The 18190-nt window shown below is 47.5% G+C and carries 13 protein-coding genes; 5 read left to right on the forward strand and 8 right to left on the reverse strand.

Features of this window, described 5'->3' with window-relative positions; genetic code table 11:
* Window positions 1–102: 102 nt before the first annotated feature.
* Entirely contained in the window at window positions 103–1227 is a 1125-nt protein-coding gene (locus ACK8OT_RS11855; protein WP_410196730.1) for a helix-turn-helix transcriptional regulator, read from the reverse strand.
* Between the two features lie 198 nt (window positions 1228–1425).
* On the opposite strand from ACK8OT_RS11855, the gene ACK8OT_RS11860 reads away from it, so the two are divergent.
* Window positions 1426–2646, forward strand: a complete 1221-nt coding sequence (locus ACK8OT_RS11860) for a hypothetical protein (protein WP_410196731.1) — start codon at window positions 1426–1428, stop codon at window positions 2644–2646.
* An 87-nt stretch (window positions 2647–2733) separates the two neighbouring features.
* Here the strand turns inward: ACK8OT_RS11860 and ACK8OT_RS11865 are convergent, their stop codons facing one another.
* Both ACK8OT_RS11865 and ACK8OT_RS11870 read right to left on the reverse strand, forming a co-directional pair.
* Window positions 2734–3048, reverse strand: coding sequence for a hypothetical protein (locus ACK8OT_RS11865; RefSeq protein ID WP_410196732.1), 315 nt, complete (start codon window positions 3046–3048; stop codon window positions 2734–2736).
* Between the two features lie 15 nt (window positions 3049–3063).
* Window positions 3064–3867 carry a PhzF family phenazine biosynthesis protein gene (locus ACK8OT_RS11870; RefSeq protein ID WP_410196733.1) on the reverse strand — a complete coding sequence of 268 codons (804 nt, stop codon included), beginning with the start codon at window positions 3865–3867 and terminating at the stop codon, window positions 3064–3066.
* A gap of 287 nt (window positions 3868–4154) precedes the next feature.
* Between ACK8OT_RS11870 and ACK8OT_RS11875 the strand changes: the two genes are divergently transcribed.
* Together ACK8OT_RS11875 and ACK8OT_RS11880 are read left to right on the forward strand one after the other, a co-directional pair.
* Complete coding sequence (locus ACK8OT_RS11875; protein WP_410196734.1) at window positions 4155–5534, forward strand: winged helix-turn-helix domain-containing protein; 1380 nt, start codon at window positions 4155–4157, stop codon at window positions 5532–5534.
* 125 nt (window positions 5535–5659) lie between these two features.
* Window positions 5660–6826, forward strand: coding sequence for a PQQ-binding-like beta-propeller repeat protein (locus ACK8OT_RS11880; RefSeq protein WP_410196735.1), 1167 nt, complete (start codon window positions 5660–5662; stop codon window positions 6824–6826).
* Window positions 6827–6971: 145 nt separating this feature from the next.
* Here the strand turns inward: ACK8OT_RS11880 and ACK8OT_RS11885 are convergent, their stop codons facing one another.
* Entirely contained in the window at window positions 6972–7472 is a 501-nt protein-coding gene (locus ACK8OT_RS11885; protein ID WP_410196736.1) for a GNAT family N-acetyltransferase, read from the reverse strand.
* Between the two features lie 158 nt (window positions 7473–7630).
* Here ACK8OT_RS11885 and ACK8OT_RS11890 point away from each other — a divergent pair, with 158 nt between their 5' ends.
* The gene (locus tag ACK8OT_RS11890; protein WP_410196737.1) at window positions 7631–8263 is read left to right on the forward strand and encodes a DUF1294 domain-containing protein; all 633 of its coding nucleotides are present in this window, start codon (window positions 7631–7633) and stop codon (window positions 8261–8263) included.
* A gap of 428 nt (window positions 8264–8691) precedes the next feature.
* On the opposite strand, the gene ACK8OT_RS11895 is transcribed toward ACK8OT_RS11890, so the two are convergent.
* A complete protein-coding gene (locus ACK8OT_RS11895; protein WP_410196738.1) occupies window positions 8692–9069 on the reverse strand; it encodes a DoxX family protein in 378 nt (125 codons plus the stop codon).
* A gap of 126 nt (window positions 9070–9195) precedes the next feature.
* Between ACK8OT_RS11895 and ACK8OT_RS11900 the strand changes: the two genes are divergently transcribed.
* Window positions 9196–10086 (forward strand): LysR family transcriptional regulator, encoded by an 891-nt coding sequence (locus ACK8OT_RS11900; RefSeq protein WP_410196739.1) that lies wholly within the window; start codon window positions 9196–9198, stop codon window positions 10084–10086.
* An 85-nt stretch (window positions 10087–10171) separates the two neighbouring features.
* Here ACK8OT_RS11900 and ACK8OT_RS11905 read toward each other — a convergent pair whose 3' ends face one another.
* From ACK8OT_RS11905 to ACK8OT_RS11915, 3 genes are read right to left on the reverse strand one after another with little or no spacing between them, the layout of a single operon-like run.
* Window positions 10172–15667: a choice-of-anchor U domain-containing protein gene (locus ACK8OT_RS11905; RefSeq protein WP_410196740.1), complete on the reverse strand. Its 5496-nt coding sequence runs from the start codon at window positions 15665–15667 to the stop codon at window positions 10172–10174.
* Window positions 15657–16799 carry a TIGR03032 family protein gene (locus ACK8OT_RS11910; protein WP_410196741.1) on the reverse strand — a complete coding sequence of 381 codons (1143 nt, stop codon included), beginning with the start codon at window positions 16797–16799 and terminating at the stop codon, window positions 15657–15659. Before ACK8OT_RS11910 ends, ACK8OT_RS11905 begins: the two co-directional genes overlap by 11 nt.
* A gap of 4 nt (window positions 16800–16803) precedes the next feature.
* On the reverse strand, window positions 16804–17760 hold the full coding sequence (locus ACK8OT_RS11915; protein WP_410196742.1) for a S8 family serine peptidase: 957 nt from the start codon (window positions 17758–17760) through the stop codon (window positions 16804–16806).
* Window positions 17761–18190 lie beyond the last annotated feature (430 nt).

Genomic DNA, 18190 nt, shown 5'->3' on the forward strand with positions numbered 1-18190 from the left:
TTATTTACGGTGGGCTAAATGGCTAGCCTGATAGAGCAAATGTCACGCGTATGGCTAACCATATAGTGTTTAAAAATCAGTCAACTAAATTGGTTCAGTACGTTAAATTAGGGTAACACTACGAATGACTTTAGCGACCAGTTCTGCTTGATTACGGGTTGCTGTCTTCGCTAAGCAAGCCTTAATCTGTTGTCGGATGGTGTTACTAGTGGCGTGACGCAGGATGGCGATTTCCTCGACCAAGGAACCAGCACAAAGTAAACTGGTCACTTCGGCTTCAGCTAAAGTCAATGAAAATAAAGACATAATTTCTTGAGGATGAATTTTTAACTTGCTGGCACAGGCTTGCACCATGACCAAACAACAAGCCAATGTTTGTGGTCCAATGGAGGTTGCGACTTGATGGAACCAAGGCTTAATGGTCACTCGGTAAATATTCTCGGCATCCCACGCATAAAAACGCTCATCAAATTCCGTACCACAGGTCAGGGCCGAGACGCCCAACGCCATTTTAAATTGCGCATCTACCGCAGACGAGGCAAAAGCCAAGTAACGTGACGAGAACGTCGACAATTGAAACAGCTTACTTTTAGACAGTAGCACCTGAGCCGAGGCATTAAAGTAATGTAACTCGGTATGGCGGCCACAAACAAAAATGGCCTCAGGCAACACATCCAGTAACGCGTGTTGGGTGTTTGTCGCATTGGCTTGCTGCATACGCAGTGACATATCCAGCGCGTGATCTATATGGGGCAAAAATGCATTCGCTGCCGCTACCTGTTGTTGAGAATAGTAAACCGTTTCCGGCCCCGACATAAACGCAATTTCCGTGATCAATGAACTCTCGGGTTTGGCAATTAAACAGCCAATCGAATTTCTAATCGCCGCTGGTTTAGCAAAATCCGTGTAAATTTCGGAATGAATAAACTGCTTATCATTACAAACTAAGTGGCTCGGGTGGAACTGGTTCACATCGTGTCGTGCCAATCCTTGGGTCCACATATCTACTTTATAAAAATGCGCTTGATAGGTTTCAAAATGGCCCGATTCAAAACCATGAGCCACGAACCGAGATGGCGAGTGGTCGACACTCGATCGGCAGGCAATAAATGCATGCGACGACCCCAGAATTTCACTCAGACGAATCAACACATCTTGCCATAACTCCGGCTTTTCAATGGTGCTGTAAATCTGTTTCACTATGTCTACCTGATCAACTTGGTTCATATACACCCACAACAATGAAAGCTATCAACTGCGTAAAAAGTATTAATCCCCACGCCACAATGTCAAACAAATGTGTGAAAAATGTTAACAACATTACCCATATGGGTATTGTTGGACAAAATTCTCGATGAAATACTAAGCTTGAGTGACAAGACAAGGGTTGCCTTGTGCAAAATAATAAAACTGATTGGAGCACATATGAAAATACGACTACTAACAGGATGCGTAGCATTTGCTTTGGCAGGCTGCGGCGGCAGTAGCAATAATGATTCTTCGACTTTAACTCCCACCCCGACACCAACAGCACAAACCCAAACAGGCGTCTTTCTCGATAGTCCAGTTGGAGGCATTAATTATCGCACCGAAACCGTCAGCGAAGGTGTAACCAGTGCACAGGGCGAATTTGACTATTTAGAAGGCGAAACAGTTACTTTTTATCTTGGTGATCTCACCTTTCCAGCCGTCAAAGCTGGCGCTCAAGTTACCCCTGCTGATATTGGCGGCGGGCTGGCAACCACCACCACGGTTAATATTTTGCAACTACTGCAAAGCCTAGACGACAATGGCAATCCCTCAGATGGCATTACTATTAGCGATACGAGTAAAGCCGCCTTTGTGGGTACAGGACTAGATGTCAGCAGCGAGAGCTTTGACACTTCAGTTAGCGCCATATTAACCAGTATGAGTAAAACCTTAGTCACCGAAGAAGCCGCCAAAGCTCACTTTACCAGCACCTTAAATGGCCAATTGACGGGCAGTTGGTTATTTAGTGAAGGCGCAGGGAAACGCAATGTGCTTACCTTCTTCAACAATAACAACTACATCATAGTGCATGAACATTCAGATATCGCTGACGATGGCGACCAAGTTGCGGGCTCGGCAGAATATGGTGCTTATACCTACGATCCAACCACGCAAATGTTAGCGCTTAAAGTGATCAGAGAATCGGATAATTCTGGCGGATTAGCGGACGACTTTGGCTCAGTCAGTCTTAAAGTTAAAGTCGCACCAACGACCCTAGACATCACTTTCGATGACGAAGCCAACGAGCAGGTTCAATTTAGCAAAGTGAGTGATAACAATGATCCTATGGTGGGCGCTTGGTACTTAAGAGAAGATGACATTGACAACGATAACATCTTAACTATCCTACCCAATAATCAATATGTGATAGTGCACACCAATAACCAAGATGCCTACAATGGTGATGCTGTTATGGCCACATCCGGTGAATTTGGTAGCTTTAGCGTCAATGACGGCGTATTCACCGTCACCGGTATCACAGCGGAAGCGGACGGTCCGGGCGGCTTAAATGATAAAGAGAGTCCAACCTTTAGCGCAACCTTAACCGTGACCGCCAATACCAGCCTCAACTTTACTAACTCAAGTGAAAATTTCACCTTAAGTCGAGTCAAGTAAGCCTCAAACACAACAGGCTTATAACTAAACCGTGTTGTTGCTATTCACTTGCCAGCAACACGGTGATTTTGCGAAAGCACGTCACCGCTAAGTTCGCTGCCTACGGCGGATAATCAGCCTCATTCCCACTCCATTTATCGGCAATAAGATCACCGCGCCAAACAACCACATCACATCATCGATATAAGGCAAAAACACGCTGGTTCGATATAAGATCACCCCAAAAACACTGTCAATTAAGGCGCTCAGCATCAGCAAGATAAAATACAAAGGGAAATACACCACCGCAATCAGCCATTGCAACGGCGCCCATGTAATCATGTCGTTATGCAACAGGTAAGCCGCATAGGCCTGCACAGCCGAAAGGCTCGCCGCAGCGATAACAGTCCCAGTTAGCTTCATCTTTTCTCCCCAAATCTAGCCTTCTAAGACAGATATTTTTCCCTTGAGATACAACACCCCCTTACCTGATATCACCACGCTATCGCCCATCACCTTGCAGTTAAGTAGTCCACCACGGGCAGAGGCTTGATAAGCCAGTAAATTATCTTTGCCCAATTGACTTGCCCAATAAGGCGCGAGGCCCGAGTGAATTGAGCCGGTAACAGGGTCTTCATCACCACCATTAGCAGGCCAAAAGTAACGCGACACAAAGTCGTATTTATCTGCTGCGGCAGCGGTAACCACCACATCATAAGGCGCTAATTGCTTTAGCAGATCTGAATCATAGTCAACTTCACGCACGGCTTGCTCATCACTGAGCACAGCAAAATAGGCTTGGCGATTACGCAGCACGCAAAGCGGCGTTTTCGATAGACCATCAAGCAGCAGTGCAGGCACATCGGCAACCACTTCAGGGCATTGATTCGGGAACACCATTTCAATGTCGTTCTGACCATTGAGCCTAACCTTAAGAGAGCCTACTTTTAAGGTCGAAAAGGTGATTTCGTTACTCACGCCCAGCTCATGAAACAACACATAAGCCGAAGCCAAGGTTGCATGACCACAAAAATCAATTTCGGTGAGCGGCGAAAACCATCTAATTTCATAACTGTTATCCGCTATGCGCTTGATATAGGCGGTTTCCGATAAATTATTCTCCGCTGCGATGTTTTGCATCAAGGCATCGCTTGGCCACTGCTCAACCGGCACCACAGCAGCGGAATTCCCCTTAAATTGCTGATCCGCAAATGCATCAATCACAAAAATATCTAATTCCATCTGACCTGCTCCCTCTGCTGAAAACATCGCTACTCATAACTAGCGAAATCAAAAGCCACCATATAAGGGCCCAACTTGGAAATCAACAGAAAGTAAAACTAACCAGCCAAAGGGCGCCAGATTCTCGTATCTAGCGGGCAACGGTGAAAATGTCAGAGCCTTGGTGGATCATTGCAAGATCGTCATCACAAACTCCTCGACCAACTCTTAGCTTTCAGACCAACCCATTACAAACAAGGTATAATGCAGGCGCATTAGGGAAAGACGCCAGTAAACAGGATGAAATAATGTATAGGGTAGGACGCTGGCAGTTGATGCCTAATACCAACAGCATTAAATCCACCGACCAAGAGGTCAGGTTAGATCAAAAGCAGTTTGAATTACTTACCTATATGGTCAGTCGAGCTGGTGAGGACATCAGCAAAAGCGACATTTTTGACCATGTTTGGGCAGGTAAAGTGGTTACCGAAGACGTGATATACGTTGCCATTAATGGACTGCGTAAAGCCCTTGGCGATAAAGCCCGTACTCCTGAGTATATTAAGACGCTTCCAGGCAAGGGCTATCGTCTGATTGCACAAGTAGAAACATGCAGCCAGCCTATTAAGAACAAAACAAAACCTCGAAAGATACTTACTATCTCAGCGCTGCTTTGCGTGACGGCGGCTATCGCAATGGGGCTGAGTATTTGGCTAACACCCGAGAAGTCTGAACTGAGTGGCGCTCAACTAGAAAATTTCCAACGCGCCAAATATCTGCTAATGCAAACACCCGAGCATTATCCCGAGGCCATCTCATTACTGCAGGAAATCATTAGTATAGAGCCCAATTTTGGCCCTGCTTATGTGCAGCTAGCCAGCGCAAAAATGCACAAGATCCATCAAAACGATGCCGAACTGCTCGCCAACAAAGAACAAATAGAAGCCATGTTGCTCAGAGCCTTAAATTATGACGACACCGATAAATGGGCGCAGCAAAGGCTAGCCAATTTATACTTCTTGATATTTAGAGATCATGAAAAAGCACAGCATCACTTTGAATTATCTCTGCCTGATGCAACTTCTCATTATTATTACAGCCAGTTTTTACTCGCCCTAGGGGATATTGCAGGTGCGACAAAACAGCTCAATGCTTATGTCGACCTTGATCCTGCTGCCTACTCGAAAGAAACCGCAGCTTGGATTTACACCATGAGCAGAGACTACCAACGGGCGGAGCAAGAGCTAGAAAAAATCAGCCAACTTAATCAGAATAATTTCTACTTTCATGTTTCTCGCCAAGCTATTGCCGAATTGAAAGGCGATGAAAACACCGCTTTTGAAGAACTACACTGGCTAATGCAACAAGCGGGTTATCCGGCTGAAGATTTGACACAGGTGAAGACGGCATTTCACCAAGGTGGACTTAAAGCAACATATCATTGGCTAGCGTTTGAAGATAAAAAACACCTTAGCATAGGACAATACTATCCACCTGTTTCCCTCGCCCGTTATGCCATTGGCGCAGGCGATTATCAGGCTGCGATCGGTTGGCTAAAGCAAGCTCAAACAGCACAAAAAATCGAACTTATGTGGATTGCCATCGATCCTAAGTATCAAGCCTTGCACTCGATGGCAGAATTTAAGCAGCTAGTCGACGAACTCGGGCTAGAAGTAAAAGCAATATAAATCATTAACTTAATATAATTTAAGAAGATTTAAGATACTTTTCAGGACGAAACTGACAGAACTTTATTAGCTTGAACTTAACGCAGACAGGGCGTCTGCTTAACCAACTAAAAAGGAATCTGTATATGCGCAGTCTCATTAAAACCTCACTTATCGCTGCTCTTGTTGCTGGATCGTTAGGCACCAGCACCTTGGCTCAGGCCGCCAGTGGCGACTATTTATGGAGCTTTAAAACGCAGGGGCAAATCTGGTCATCCATTAAGGTTAACCAGCAAATCGCCTTCTTTGGCAGTGACGATGGCTATTTCTATGCCATGGATACCGAGCGCACTAAGCTAAAATGGAAATTCAAAACCGATGGCATAGTTCGCTCTACCCCCGCGTTTCATCATCATAAAGTGTATATCACCAGTGACGATGGCTTTTTATATGCCATTAATCGCTGGAGCGGCCGGCTGTTGTGGAAACAAGATCTCCATGACGGCGATGCCACTCGCAATCTCCCTGCCAACCAAGCACCATGGGATTTTGACTACACTAAGTCCTCACCGGTAACTAATGGTAACTTGGTCTATGTAGGTAGCGCCGACCAGCATTTTTATGCCTTTAATGCCAGAACGGGAGAATTGGTATGGAAATTTAAAACCGGCGGCAGCATTCGCTCTACCGCAGATGTTGAAGGCAATATGGTCTATATCAGCTCTTGGGATGGTAAAACCTATGGTCTAAATAAGCACACAGGTGAGCTTATTTGGTCCCATACCAGTGGTGCGCCTATCGTATCTGACCCGCTCGTTATAGGCGACAAGGTAATCATCGGCTCTCGTGACGCCCATCTTTACGCATTAGATGCGGCCACTGGCGCCGTGAGCTGGGATTACATGTTCCAAGATTGGTCTTGGATTGAATCTTCCGCTATTGAAGGCGAAAACGATGACGTCTTTTATATCGCTAGCTCAGATTCAAAACGCCTGATCAAGTTTGACGCCGACTCAGGCCAAGAGATCTGGAGCTTTGACACTAAAGGCTGGTCATGGGGCACACCTAAGCTAGCAGACGGCGTGGTTTATATTGGCGCAACTGGCGCGGATGAATATTGGACCCCAGTCAACCGAGGCTTTTATGCTGTTGATGCGCAAACCGGAGAACAGTTATGGCAATACCAGCCAGATGCCAGCAAACAACCTTATAAAGACATTGTTCACGGCGGGGTGTATGGCACGGTTGAAGTGAAACATGGCAAGGTTTTTGTACCGGATTTAGACGGCTACATGCACGTATTTGAGCAGTAAGTTGCACAGGCAGTGGGCTGACCACTGCCTAATTTCTTCTGGGCTATGCAGCATCGCCCCCCTTAGCTAAGCCAAATCCCCTGCATCTTTTGCCGTTGCTTGTGCCAATGTCATGCTCGCTTTCGTCTACTTTGTAGTCATCGGCCTAGGGCAAAGGATACTCAAACATAATCACGCCACTTTCATCGGTCTCTTGCTCAACAAAGCCTAATTTTTTTAGTAAGTTGGCCGAAGCTAGATTGCCTTGGTCAACGCCGCCAACCAACTTGCTCCAAGGGGTTTTACTCGCTTCCATCATAAAGCCTTTTAGCAGCTCGGTAGCTAGCCCCTGACCCCAACAGGCCTGCGCCAGTAAATAGCCAATATGAGCCACATTATCCGGTGCCACGTGAATAAAGAGAAAGCCAATGACGTCACCGCTAACCGATTTAACCAGTAGCAAACGGCTTTGCGCTAACATACGCTCAAGCCAAACCTCGGCCGCCGCTAATGTATTAACGCCATGAAAATAGTGAGGTAATGCAGTGACTACCGTGGGCGTTAGGGTATTAATTACACTTTCAAGCAATTGTGCGCGCTGGTCGCCAGTTATCTCGGCGTCAACTTCAACCACTTTTAACCTAGGGGTGATAAACAATATGGTCATGCTGTGGCCATCCCTACCTCAAACCGATTTGTTACGAACATACTAAGAGATTATCCACTAACCATGTACAAAACAAAGATTTTTGGGTATCTAGATATCACCTGCAAACAGTTGGTCGCTAATTGCTTAAACATACATAATTGTAAGGGTACAGATAGATGAAATTCCAAGGTAAGGTAACTGGCTGGAATGATGATAAAGGCTTCGGATTTGTTGAGCCAAATGGCGGTGGCGACAGAGCTTTTGTTCATATCAAGGCGTTTAACTCGCGCTCACGTAGACCCGGCAATGGTGACGTGATTATCTATGAGCTAGCTCGAGACAACAACAACCGATTTAGAGCGATTAATATAAGGTTCGCAAGTGATGCTAGAGCGCCAAACAAGCAAGATAGAAGAAAAGCAGACGGCGACGCTGGCAAAACCTTTACAATGCTTTTTTGTATTGGGCTGTTAGTCTCAATCGCGGTCGGAAAGTTACCTCCCCTGGTAGCTGGCTTGTATGTGGTGATGAGCATAATCACATTTATAGCTTATGCGAAGGATAAGTTTGCAGCCCAAAATGGTCGCTGGCGAACACCAGAAAGCACATTGCATTCATTTTCTACCCTAGGCGGCTGGCCTGGCGCTTATTTTGCGCAAAAAAAGTTACGACATAAATCGAGTAAACAAGCGTTTAAAAGGGTTTACTGGGTAACCGTCTTGATCAATTTAGGCGGCTTATGTTGGCTTCATACGAAAAAAGGGGCGCACTTTTTTAATGCGCTAATTGGACAGTTGCCGATCAGTTAAGAGTGCTAAATAACGTTGCGGTTTGGGGCGCGATGCTGTCCCTGTCAAAACCAAAATGACAGTAAGATCGCTGGTATCTGAGGCACGGATCGAGCAAATATGCCTAGTTTAGCTTTGCCAACGTTAAAGGATTGCCATCTAAAATTTACCCGGAGAATTATGAATCACTTTCAAATTAGCAGGATCCACACAAAGCTTGGCATTTTCAGGCTTTCTGGGTCTCACAACAAGGAAAGTAGCCATCACCCCATTAGCTATTTTTCAGCTGATTTCATGGGTACAGATGGCTGGTGTCCACTCGACTTGAAGTCGCCACAGGCTCAAGAAATATTGAGCGAAATTCAAAGCGAAGTCTTGCTGCACCTAACTTAAAACCGCTGGCAACTTAATCGGCCTGCGAGGCAAGGCCGCGATCTAAGGTTTACAGCCTAAGCAGGTTGTGAATGCTTTACCGCTTTGGTTTGTTGATGTTTACCCAGCGCAATATAGCTAGCAAACGCCAGTAATACCACGGCTGGGATCGCTGCCACCACGGGGGTATAAACCAAATGAAAATACACCGCACCCAGCATAATGATGGCTAACCCCGCAGCGGCGTAACTGGCAAGACGCTGATGCCAAATGGCCAGCGCTCCCGCTAACTCGGACGCGCCAATAAAATAGCCAAACCAGACTGGCAACTTCATCGCCGCAAAAGAAGCGTGTAATTCAGGAGTACCGATTAGTTTCATTACACCTGCGCCAGCAAAGGCAAAGCTGGTTAACGCCATCACCACATACAGGCCATATTTCTTGGTTTTGCTCATGTTCGTTTCCTTTATTCAACAAGTTGTTAGCTGTATCTTAGCCAGAATAAAGTTAAATAAAATTGATACTTTTTCAGCATCAAATTAACTTACAGTTAACTTGTTAGTCGGTATGAGCAAAATAAGATGACCTTAGATCAGTTGCAAATCGTTAAGAGCGTGCAAGAGCTAGGCAGTTTAAAACTGGCCAGCGAGGCCTTACATAAAACCCAGCCCGCGCTGAGCAAAGCGATAAAAAATTTAGAACAGCAATTTGGCTTTGCGATTTTTGACCGCAGCCAATATCGCTTAACCCTTACCGCCGAAGGCAAGCAAATCTATCAACACGCATTAAAGGTGCTCGATAGCGCCAGCGCCTTGAAACAGCTCAGCCGACATTTACAGCAAGGGTTAGAAAACAGTGTCACCCTCGCCTTTGACAGCAACTTTGATAGCCGCCGCTTAGCGCCCGTGATCCGCCAATGTCAGCAGCGTTACGGCAATACCCAACTGGTACTCAAGCAACACAATGTCACCGGTGCGATTGAAGCCTTGTCGAAACAACAAGCTCAACTGGCCATTTGCGCGCTACCGAATTTACAAATAGAAACCTTAGACTTGGATGTTGTCGCCATTGATAAATTAGTGCTTATCAATGTGATTGCACCTGATGTAGCCGCGCAATATGCCCCCCTAAACCAGCGTGAACAGCTCAAACATGAGCTACAAATTGTGCTGCAAGACACGGGCAGCGCTTCTGGTAGCAAAGATCTGGGCGTCAGCCCCGACCAGCGCCGCTTGTATGTCAATAACATGCAAGATAAGTATCAACTGATCAAAGCGGGAGTGGGATGGGGCCGAGTGCCTTTCTATCTGGTTAAACAAGATCTAGCAAAAGGCAGGCTGCAAAAGTTAGCGCTTAATGATGCCCACAATGAGTTAGTGGGCGATATATACCTGATCAAAAGCAAACACCAAGTGCTAGGGCCAGTGGCTGATTTTATTTGGCAAACACTAAGCAGGGGCCTTGTTACTTAACATAGACAGTAAACAATGCCACCCACTCTGCCACCAAAGGTAAACAAGTGAACAGCATTGGCACCTTACTTCAAGTTATCTGAAATTATTGATTTCCTTTAGTGACGCGTCGCAACCACAGCCAACCAAGCGCAAAAATGCTTAACCAGCCTGTTGAGCCTCCCCCCCCAGAAGAAGTTGGTGTTTCCTCTTCAGGCTCACTTTTACGCACCATAATGCCACCTGGGTCAACCACAGCATTATTCGCTACGCCGTCCGCGTCGTTCGGGCCACCATCTTCAATTCGTAAGCTGACACACCAATGGCCTTCTGTTAAACCACTGGTGTAGGCAACGTCGCCAGGAGGAGGACAGAAGCCCATCGCCCCTGTCGCAGAGTATATCGAGTTATTCGCATCTTCCACGAAATCAACCCAACCATTTGAAGGAGTTAATTTACGATAAACCCCATCAGCAGGAATTGGCGCCAGCTGTGGGATCACGATTTCGACCGTTTGTCCCCGAACGGGTAACTCTTTAACCTCAAAATCAAAAACCCCACCCGAATTCTGATCGGTATCATCAAGTTGAATAAGGCCTTCTTCAGGCAGTAACGCGCCCCCATTACCTCCTTGTAAAGAGAATTGTCCTAACGTTGCTTTGGTGCCAGGCTCCGTTTCCAATATAAAGGTATCGCTTTGGCTTGCCTTATGGGCAAGCACGTTTGCCGCCAGTGCTACATTATCGAGAAAATCAGGCACCCCATCCAAATCGCTGTCACCAGTTCCTTCCTCGCGATCACTCAGGCCGTCGCCATCACTGTCTTCGTTATCCGAAAGTGTCGGCAGTGATTCTTTAATCACTAGGTTGATTTGTAGCGAATCTGAGCCCGAAGGCGAGCCTGAATCCGTCACCGCTAGGTTGAATGAGTAAGCCCCCGCAGCCAAGGACGCAGGACTGAAACCAATAGCAGTTAGGCTGGTGTCAGCCAGCTCAATTTGTTCCGGCACAGTCCAAGTAAAGCTGTGAGTGTCATCCGCGTTAGCATCGGTTACCGATGCGGTCAACGTAACATCACCGCCAGATTGATCAATCCACGTTTTTACTTGCTCGTCCTGAGTGACAACAACCGTTAATTCAGGGGCAATATTTTGCTCACTGACGGTGATGCTCTGGCTCACTTTGCTGCCTAAGTTAATTTGCTGCTGCGCGAGTGCATTCTCAGAAGGCAAAATGCGAATAATAAATTGCTCATCGCCCTCTGCAAAATCATCTGCAAAGGTGTTAAAGGTTATTGCGGCCTCACGACCCTCGTTGATTTCCAGCTCACCCGAGACTAAATCATGGTCACTGTTGTCTGCTGTTAATGACTCAACCTGATATCGCACAGTTAGGGGATAGAATGGCGAATCGCCATTTAAGATCACCCGCGCTTTCACTTGCGCGCCTTCCGCGACGATTTGATCTTTGCTTAGATTAATCAGCGGACGAATATGCAGCATTTGCTCAGCCGTTGCGATATTGCCAACAGCATTGATGGCTTGCCATGTTAACGTATGAGTACCCGGAGCCAGTTTAGGCTCATCCCCCAAGCCATCGGTGACAGTCAATACAACTTCATTATCAGTTGCATCGCTCACAGTCACATCGTCACGATTGATAACCGTAAATAAGCCTGTTGCATTCACCCAGCGCTCTGCTTCAACGTTAATAACAGGCACTACACTGTTAACACTAAAGGTTGCTTCTGGTGTGAAAACTTGGGTGTTGCCAGCATCATCAACAAGAGTAAGGGTTAGTTGCTGTGAAGAAGCTGAAATATCACCCGCTTCAACCTGATAGGCTGCGGTCCACACCCCATCAGAGAAGCTCGCAGCAACAGCCGATGAGCCGCCAGCCGCACTAAAATCAACCCACACATTAACCACATCTGGATTTGGGTCTTGCCAATTCAGTTGAATAAAATCGCCTACCTTGTAAGCTTCACCTGCCCCTGTTCCAGTATTGAAGGAAACTTGACCTTCCTCAATAACAGGCAGTTTGGTATCCAGTGTCGCATTGGCATTATCGGTGATTTGCACTCGATTACCCGCGCTGTAATCAACCGTGATAACCACATTGGTATTGGTGCTATCAAGATCGCCCGCTGTAATGGTGTACGAAGCTTGCCATAAACCATCTACTTTAACGGCATTTACCTGACCACCACCAAAGGCGCTAAAATCCACCGTGACACCCGCTATTTCTTGGCTCGCATCACTGCCTTGCCAAACAGCGGTTACGGTATCGCCTACTCGATAACTCGCATTGTCACCCGTAGCCCCAGTAAGGCTCACCTCCTCAGCTGAAATCGTTGGTAACACACCATCAATTTGCACATTACTTGAAGCAGATAACGAGCCTACTTGCCCCACGTTTGGCAATACCAAGGATACGGGCACATCATCGCTGTCTTGAATACTTCCGCCATTCAATACCAATGGCTCTGTGGTGACATAGGATAATTGCGTCGCCACATCACCCGACTGTATTGTGTATTTAAAAGTTAGCTTGTCTGAGCCTGAGCCGCCTTGATAACTTGCATTAACCTGCTTGTCGCTAAGTTGTAAGGCTAAGTATGGGCTGCCACTAACCGTGACTGCGGCATCAAAATCCAACTCGATAATGATTTCATCACCGATAATATATGCCCCATCTGCGACCAGCGCAGACACTTTGTCTACTTTTACCTTAGGACGTACGGTCAGAGTCGCGTCAATGTTCGTTACAAGGGTGTCTTGTCCGCCATTAAAGCTGCCACCATCATCACTGACACTTAGCAGCTGAACCCTCTGTTCAAATGGCTCAGTGATAGACGCTAAATGTTCATAGGTCATGCTCTCAAGTAAGGTTGCAAATACCTCTGCCGCCACTGAGCCACTTGATACAGTAAGCACTAAGTTTTCGTTAGCAACTGCAACTTGATAGCTAAAGCCAGTTTCCGTGGTGCCTTGTTCGCCAGCATTGAATGGGATAGCGGTGCCATCAAAACTCAACTGCGCGCCAGTTGCCAAAGTCTGAGCTATCGCTAAGGTGAAGCCGGACATTCTTTGGGTCGACTCCACAGGGGAAGCGCTAATGTCAGCAAACAATGCAACCCCTGGTTCACCGATAACAAATAATGCCTCATTGCCCGTGGCACTGAACACTGGGGCTAGGTTTACACTTCCCACAAGCGAAGTTAAGCTGCTACTAATTTGCTCTGATGCACCAAAGCCATCAACATAACTCACTCGCACCGCAATCGCCTTACCCACATCGGCAGCGGTTAAAGTATAGGTGTTTTGATTTTCGCCAACGGCCTGTCCGCCTGACAGCCACTGGTAATTCAGTGAACCCAAACCATCAAGGTCAACCAAACCACTGACATCCGCCGTTAAGCTAGCCCCCTCAATCAGAGTGCCCATGATGGTGATATCGCCAGTTGGCGCATCGTTAGCATTAGCAACGGCTGCGGTGGCATTCGACGTTTTACTTTCTGCTGTGCTGCCGCCATCGGTATAACTGACCGTGACCGCGATGGTTTCACCCACATCGTCCTGAGTCAGTGTATAGGTGCTGCTGGTTGCACCTGAGATATTTGCGCCGCCACGCTTCCACTGGTAGCTCAGGGCACCTAAACCGTCGGCATCAGCTAACGTATTGTTGGCTGTTAAGGTTTGGCCTTGAGTGGCCGTGCCTGAAATGGTGACCGTTCCTGTCGGGGCGTCATTAGTGTCCGTTACAACTGCGGTAGCATCCGACGTTTTACTTTCTGCTGTGCTGCCGCCATCGGTGTAACTGACCGTGACCGTGATGGTTTCACCTACATCGTCTTGGGTTAAAGTATAACTGCTGCTTGTCGCGCCGCTGACATCACTGCCACCACGTTTCCACTGGTAACTCAGGGTTCCTAAACCATCTGCATCGGCTAAGGTGTTATTTGCCGTTAAGGTTTCGCCTTGAGTGGCCGTACCTGAAATGGTGACCGAGCCAGTTGGCGCATCGTTAACATTAGCAACGGCTGCGGTAGCATTGGACGTTTTACTTTCTAAGGTGCTACCGCCATCGGTGTAACTGACCGTGACCGTGATAGCTTGACCCACATCATCTTGGGTTAAGGTATAAGTACTGCTGGTTGCACCGCTGATATTGCTACCACCACGTTTCCACTGGTAACTCAGGGTTCCTAAACCATCTGCATCGGCTAAGGTGTTATTGGCCGTTAAGGTTTCGCCTTGAGTGGCCGTGCCTGAAATGGTGACTGAACCGGTTGGGTTGTCATTCTGTGCTGTGATATTGATGCTTACAGCTGGATTTGATGCCAACGAAGCTACGCCATCACTGGCGCTGATGGTCAGGGTTGCGGCAGCGTTACCGCTGACATTACTTGCCCCTGTGTATTTCAGGTTGCTGGCGGTATCCAGCCAGGTATTGATATTGGCAGCACTGCCAACCAGCTTCACCTGAGTAGCACTCTCCAGCGTGGCGGTCACGCCCCCTGCACTGGTCACGGCACTAAAGGTACCGCTGTCGATATCCAGGGTTACCGTCAGGTCACTGCCCTCTACATCGGCAAACGTCAGGGCAGACAGATCTACATTGGATTCGGTATCTTCCGTTACCGTCACCGAAGCCGGTGCACCTGAAACAGTTGGCGCGTCATTTTGCGCTGTAATATTAATATCGACCGCAGGATTTGAGGCCAGATTGTCGGTACCATCGTTGGCACTGATGGTCAGGGTTGCGGCAGCGTTACCGCTGACATTACTTGCCCCTGTGTATTTCAGGTTGCTGGCGGTATCCAGCCAGGTATTGATATTGGCAGCACTGCCAACCAGCTTCACCTGAGTGGAACTCACCCGCGTGGCGGTCACGCCCCCTGCACTGGTCACCGCGCTAAAGGTACCGCTGTTGATATCGAGGGTTACTGTTAGATCGTCGCCATCGCTGTCGGCAAATACCAATGCCGACAGGTCAAGGTTGCTTTCAGTATCTTCAACCGCATTCACGGATCCCGGCACACTGCTAACCGTTGGTGCACTGTTAGGTACTGGCGTTGGAGTAGGCGCAGGGCAAGTATTATCAGCTGGATAACCATTGGAAACATATGTCGTGCCGCTAGTGGTGAACAAGCAATTATCCCCCCCGTTGGAGCACTTACCCCTGCCATTGCCAGGGCTTGAAGTGTAAGTGGCATTACACCCACCTGAGGAAAATCTCGGTTTACCAACAATGCCGACTAGTTCTTGATCCCTAGCGGCAATATGAAACCGACTGCTTAGCCTAGCGCTTTGTTGGCGACTCTGTTGCAGAATTTGTAATATTTTTCCTTCGTTAACAGAGCGATGAGGCTGTGCAGGTGTTTGCGTGGATAATGATTTGGTCGCGAAATTATTAAATACGTTGGCGCTAGCTGTTGATGTATCAGCGGCTTGTTGCTGTAAATACACCGCCCTTTTTTTATCCCCGCGGCTTGAGCTGGCTCGGCTTCCCGCAGCAGCGTGACCAGCCAGAGCGATGGCGGCAACCGGCACTAACCCTTTGATCATCCCTGTAAGTGGCTTTTTGGTTTTATTTTTCATGTGTAACCTCGGTGTTTTGCTGCGCCGCTCTGCTATCCGCAGGCAAAGGCAAAAAAGTAAATATGTCACGAACTTTTTCATCATCCCAATGTAATAGCTCGGGAAAATGGGTGTTTTGTAAAATAGCAACGTCATATATCTGGCTAACATCACCGTCAAATATAAGCTGGCCAACCACTTCTTCTTGCTCCAAATCGATAAACCAAATGCCCGCCAACGTCTCATCAACGGCTTCATTGAGTGGCAATGGACTAGCTCGCTCTGAAGGGCGCGATTCAGACGTACCCACCACCATCAGCGGGCCATAAAATGCCAGCCCACGAGTAAATCCGGGCAAGGTGACAATAGTGCGCCGCGTTTTGGTCACAGGATCCAGCGTACATACTTGGCCGTAACCCGAATGGCAAAAGTAGATTTTATCGCGGTAGTAACGAGGCGAATGAGGCATTATCAAATCATCTGCCAACATTTCATTGGTTTCGATGTCGATAAGCGTGCCTGCTAAACGCTGCTGATCACGCCATGCTCTGGGGGTATTGGATTGATCAAAAGTGGTCACGTATTTAGGTTTACCCTCTTTCATTGCCATACCATTTAAGTGACAACGGTCTTCAGGGGCTAAATCGGTAATAAATTCAGGCTTCCACTGGGGGATAAAACTGTAATCAGACGATAAGGTTGCCAAGCAAGAAAAGTTGGAGTTAACAATCCACAATCCTGCATCTCCCCAAGCGATATCATGAATATTGACCATGCCCGTAATATGCGAAGCGCGAGGCACATAGCAAGCATCTATCTTATCGGCTTGGTCACAACCTGAGATGACGGTGTCGTTACGCCTAAAGTCCAGCACCTGAGACCAAATACCCAATACTATCCGGCTTTCATCCACCGCCAGTCCCATCGGGCGTGGATATTGCTGAAAGCTTACGTCAACTTGCAGGCCATCGGAGCGCACCAGCATCACCTGACCCGCTTGATAAGAGGTCAAGATTAATGAAATATTAAGCTCATAGAGTAATGCTGGTAAGTTAGCACTGTAAGAGCTAGCGTAATCAAAGGAAGGTACTTCCTCTTCATTCGAGAGCGTCCCTTGCTCAAATTGAGCATCGTTATTTTTATTGTCTGTCATTTACTTATTCGTTATTGGTTTTGTCAGGTAAATCAGAGGAAAGGACTGAAAGCAATCGATGTGGTTCAAACAGTCCTTTGCCACGCACTCTTAAATCTAGTTCATCTTTATGGGTTACCGATTGTTTTAATCTGGTTATCACTTGTTGAGCCGTTAGGTTAGGGTGGCGAGCGAGTAATAGCCCTGCCGTTCCAGCCACCAAAGGAGCAGCCCCCGAGGTATAGCCTAAGGTGGTGTAATGCCATTTAAAGATGTCCGAACGCTGGGTGGTGGGTAGCTGGGTGCGTGCAGCAAGATCAACCGAGTCTCCCCAAGCCCCAACTAATTGGCCTTGTTGGTCAACTGCAGCCACTGTTAATGCATATTCAGTGGCGGCCAAATCGTGTTTAGTTAGTTCGCCGGCTTGGTTACCCGCTGCAAATACAATCAAGGTTCCTTTACCACCACGACCATTGAGAGCCAGACTCGCAATCACATCGGCAATCGGTTGACGATTTAGCTTTACACTCCAACTGCAATTGATGATGTCTGCTTCTGCTGAGCCTGCCACCAAAAATGCATTGATAATGTCTGTGGTCCAGCTTGAGGCAAGACGAATCAGTACCGCTTCACTATCGGGGATCAGCCCTAGCACCTTAGGCACTGCAAGACCATCGACTTGGTGTTGCGCAAATAAAATGCCCGCCACTTTAGTACCGTGGGTGTCTTGGCGCGATTGCGGCGCAGCATCCATGACCCCTCGCGTGACATCAACAGCCACAACTGTATTTAATTTTTGCAATGCGGGGTGGTTTAAATCAAATCCATCATCAATCACTGCCACCCGGACCCCGGCACCTTTAGTCAATTGCCAGAATTGCTCCATTTCCGGCAACGGATAACTACGTTGTGCCTGTTCATCATCTTGAGTGTTTTTCCTGTTGCCTGGCTCGGCCAGCTCAGGCCCGGCTACCTGCCTCACTATCGACCTTTTTTGTGCTTTATTTTGGCTTACACTGGCCAGGTCAGGCTGAGCGTAGACAACACCTTCCTCCTCGTTAAGGGCTGACGCCAACTTAACAGCATGGAGCGCTGTCTCGGTATGAATGAGGTATAGTGACGTGGGATAGGCTACAGCTGAAACATGAGCGGGAATGTGTGTAAGGGGAAGAGCCCTGAAGTTGTAACGTTGCTGCAATGCCTCAATACGTTTACCTGTGGCTCTGAGCAGCAGCCTATTCCGGGAGAATACAAACTCTTCAGGCCCAAACTGCCAGTAAATAAGCGGCGCATTAAGGGTGTCTCCCTTAATCGTAAGCTCAATGTTACGTTGATAGTTTTTAATATAAAATCCTGTCTCAGGCTCTGTGGCGCAGACTAGTCCTGACGCAATCACGGTGACAGCGCAGCAC

It is taken from the genome of Motilimonas thetidivivens, from assembly GCF_046452435.1.
In the GTDB taxonomy this organism is placed as follows: Bacteria; Pseudomonadota; Gammaproteobacteria; order Enterobacterales; family CBDFNC01; genus Motilimonas.

Excerpts from the sequence above, each read along its gene's own strand:
- ACK8OT_RS11865 (WP_410196732.1), bottom strand. The coding sequence starts at position 3,048 with ATGAAGCTAACTGGGACTGTTATCGCTGCGGCGAGCCTTTCGGCTGTG.
- ACK8OT_RS11890 (WP_410196737.1), top strand. The coding sequence starts at position 7,631 with ATGAAATTCCAAGGTAAGGTAACTGGCTGGAATGATGATAAAGGCTTC.
- ACK8OT_RS11885 (WP_410196736.1), bottom strand. The coding sequence starts at position 7,472 with ATGACCATATTGTTTATCACCCCTAGGTTAAAAGTGGTTGAAGTTGAC.
- ACK8OT_RS11870 (WP_410196733.1), bottom strand. The coding sequence starts at position 3,867 with ATGGAATTAGATATTTTTGTGATTGATGCATTTGCGGATCAGCAATTT.
- ACK8OT_RS11855 (WP_410196730.1), bottom strand. The coding sequence starts at position 1,227 with ATGAACCAAGTTGATCAGGTAGACATAGTGAAACAGATTTACAGCACC.
- ACK8OT_RS11905 (WP_410196740.1), bottom strand. The coding sequence starts at position 15,667 with ATGAAAAATAAAACCAAAAAGCCACTTACAGGGATGATCAAAGGGTTA.
- ACK8OT_RS11910 (WP_410196741.1), bottom strand. The coding sequence starts at position 16,799 with ATGACAGACAATAAAAATAACGATGCTCAATTTGAGCAAGGGACGCTC.
- ACK8OT_RS11895 (WP_410196738.1), bottom strand. The coding sequence starts at position 9,069 with ATGAGCAAAACCAAGAAATATGGCCTGTATGTGGTGATGGCGTTAACC.
- ACK8OT_RS11880 (WP_410196735.1), top strand. The coding sequence starts at position 5,660 with ATGCGCAGTCTCATTAAAACCTCACTTATCGCTGCTCTTGTTGCTGGA.
- ACK8OT_RS11900 (WP_410196739.1), top strand. The coding sequence starts at position 9,196 with ATGACCTTAGATCAGTTGCAAATCGTTAAGAGCGTGCAAGAGCTAGGC.
- ACK8OT_RS11860 (WP_410196731.1), top strand. The coding sequence starts at position 1,426 with ATGAAAATACGACTACTAACAGGATGCGTAGCATTTGCTTTGGCAGGC.
- ACK8OT_RS11875 (WP_410196734.1), top strand. The coding sequence starts at position 4,155 with ATGTATAGGGTAGGACGCTGGCAGTTGATGCCTAATACCAACAGCATT.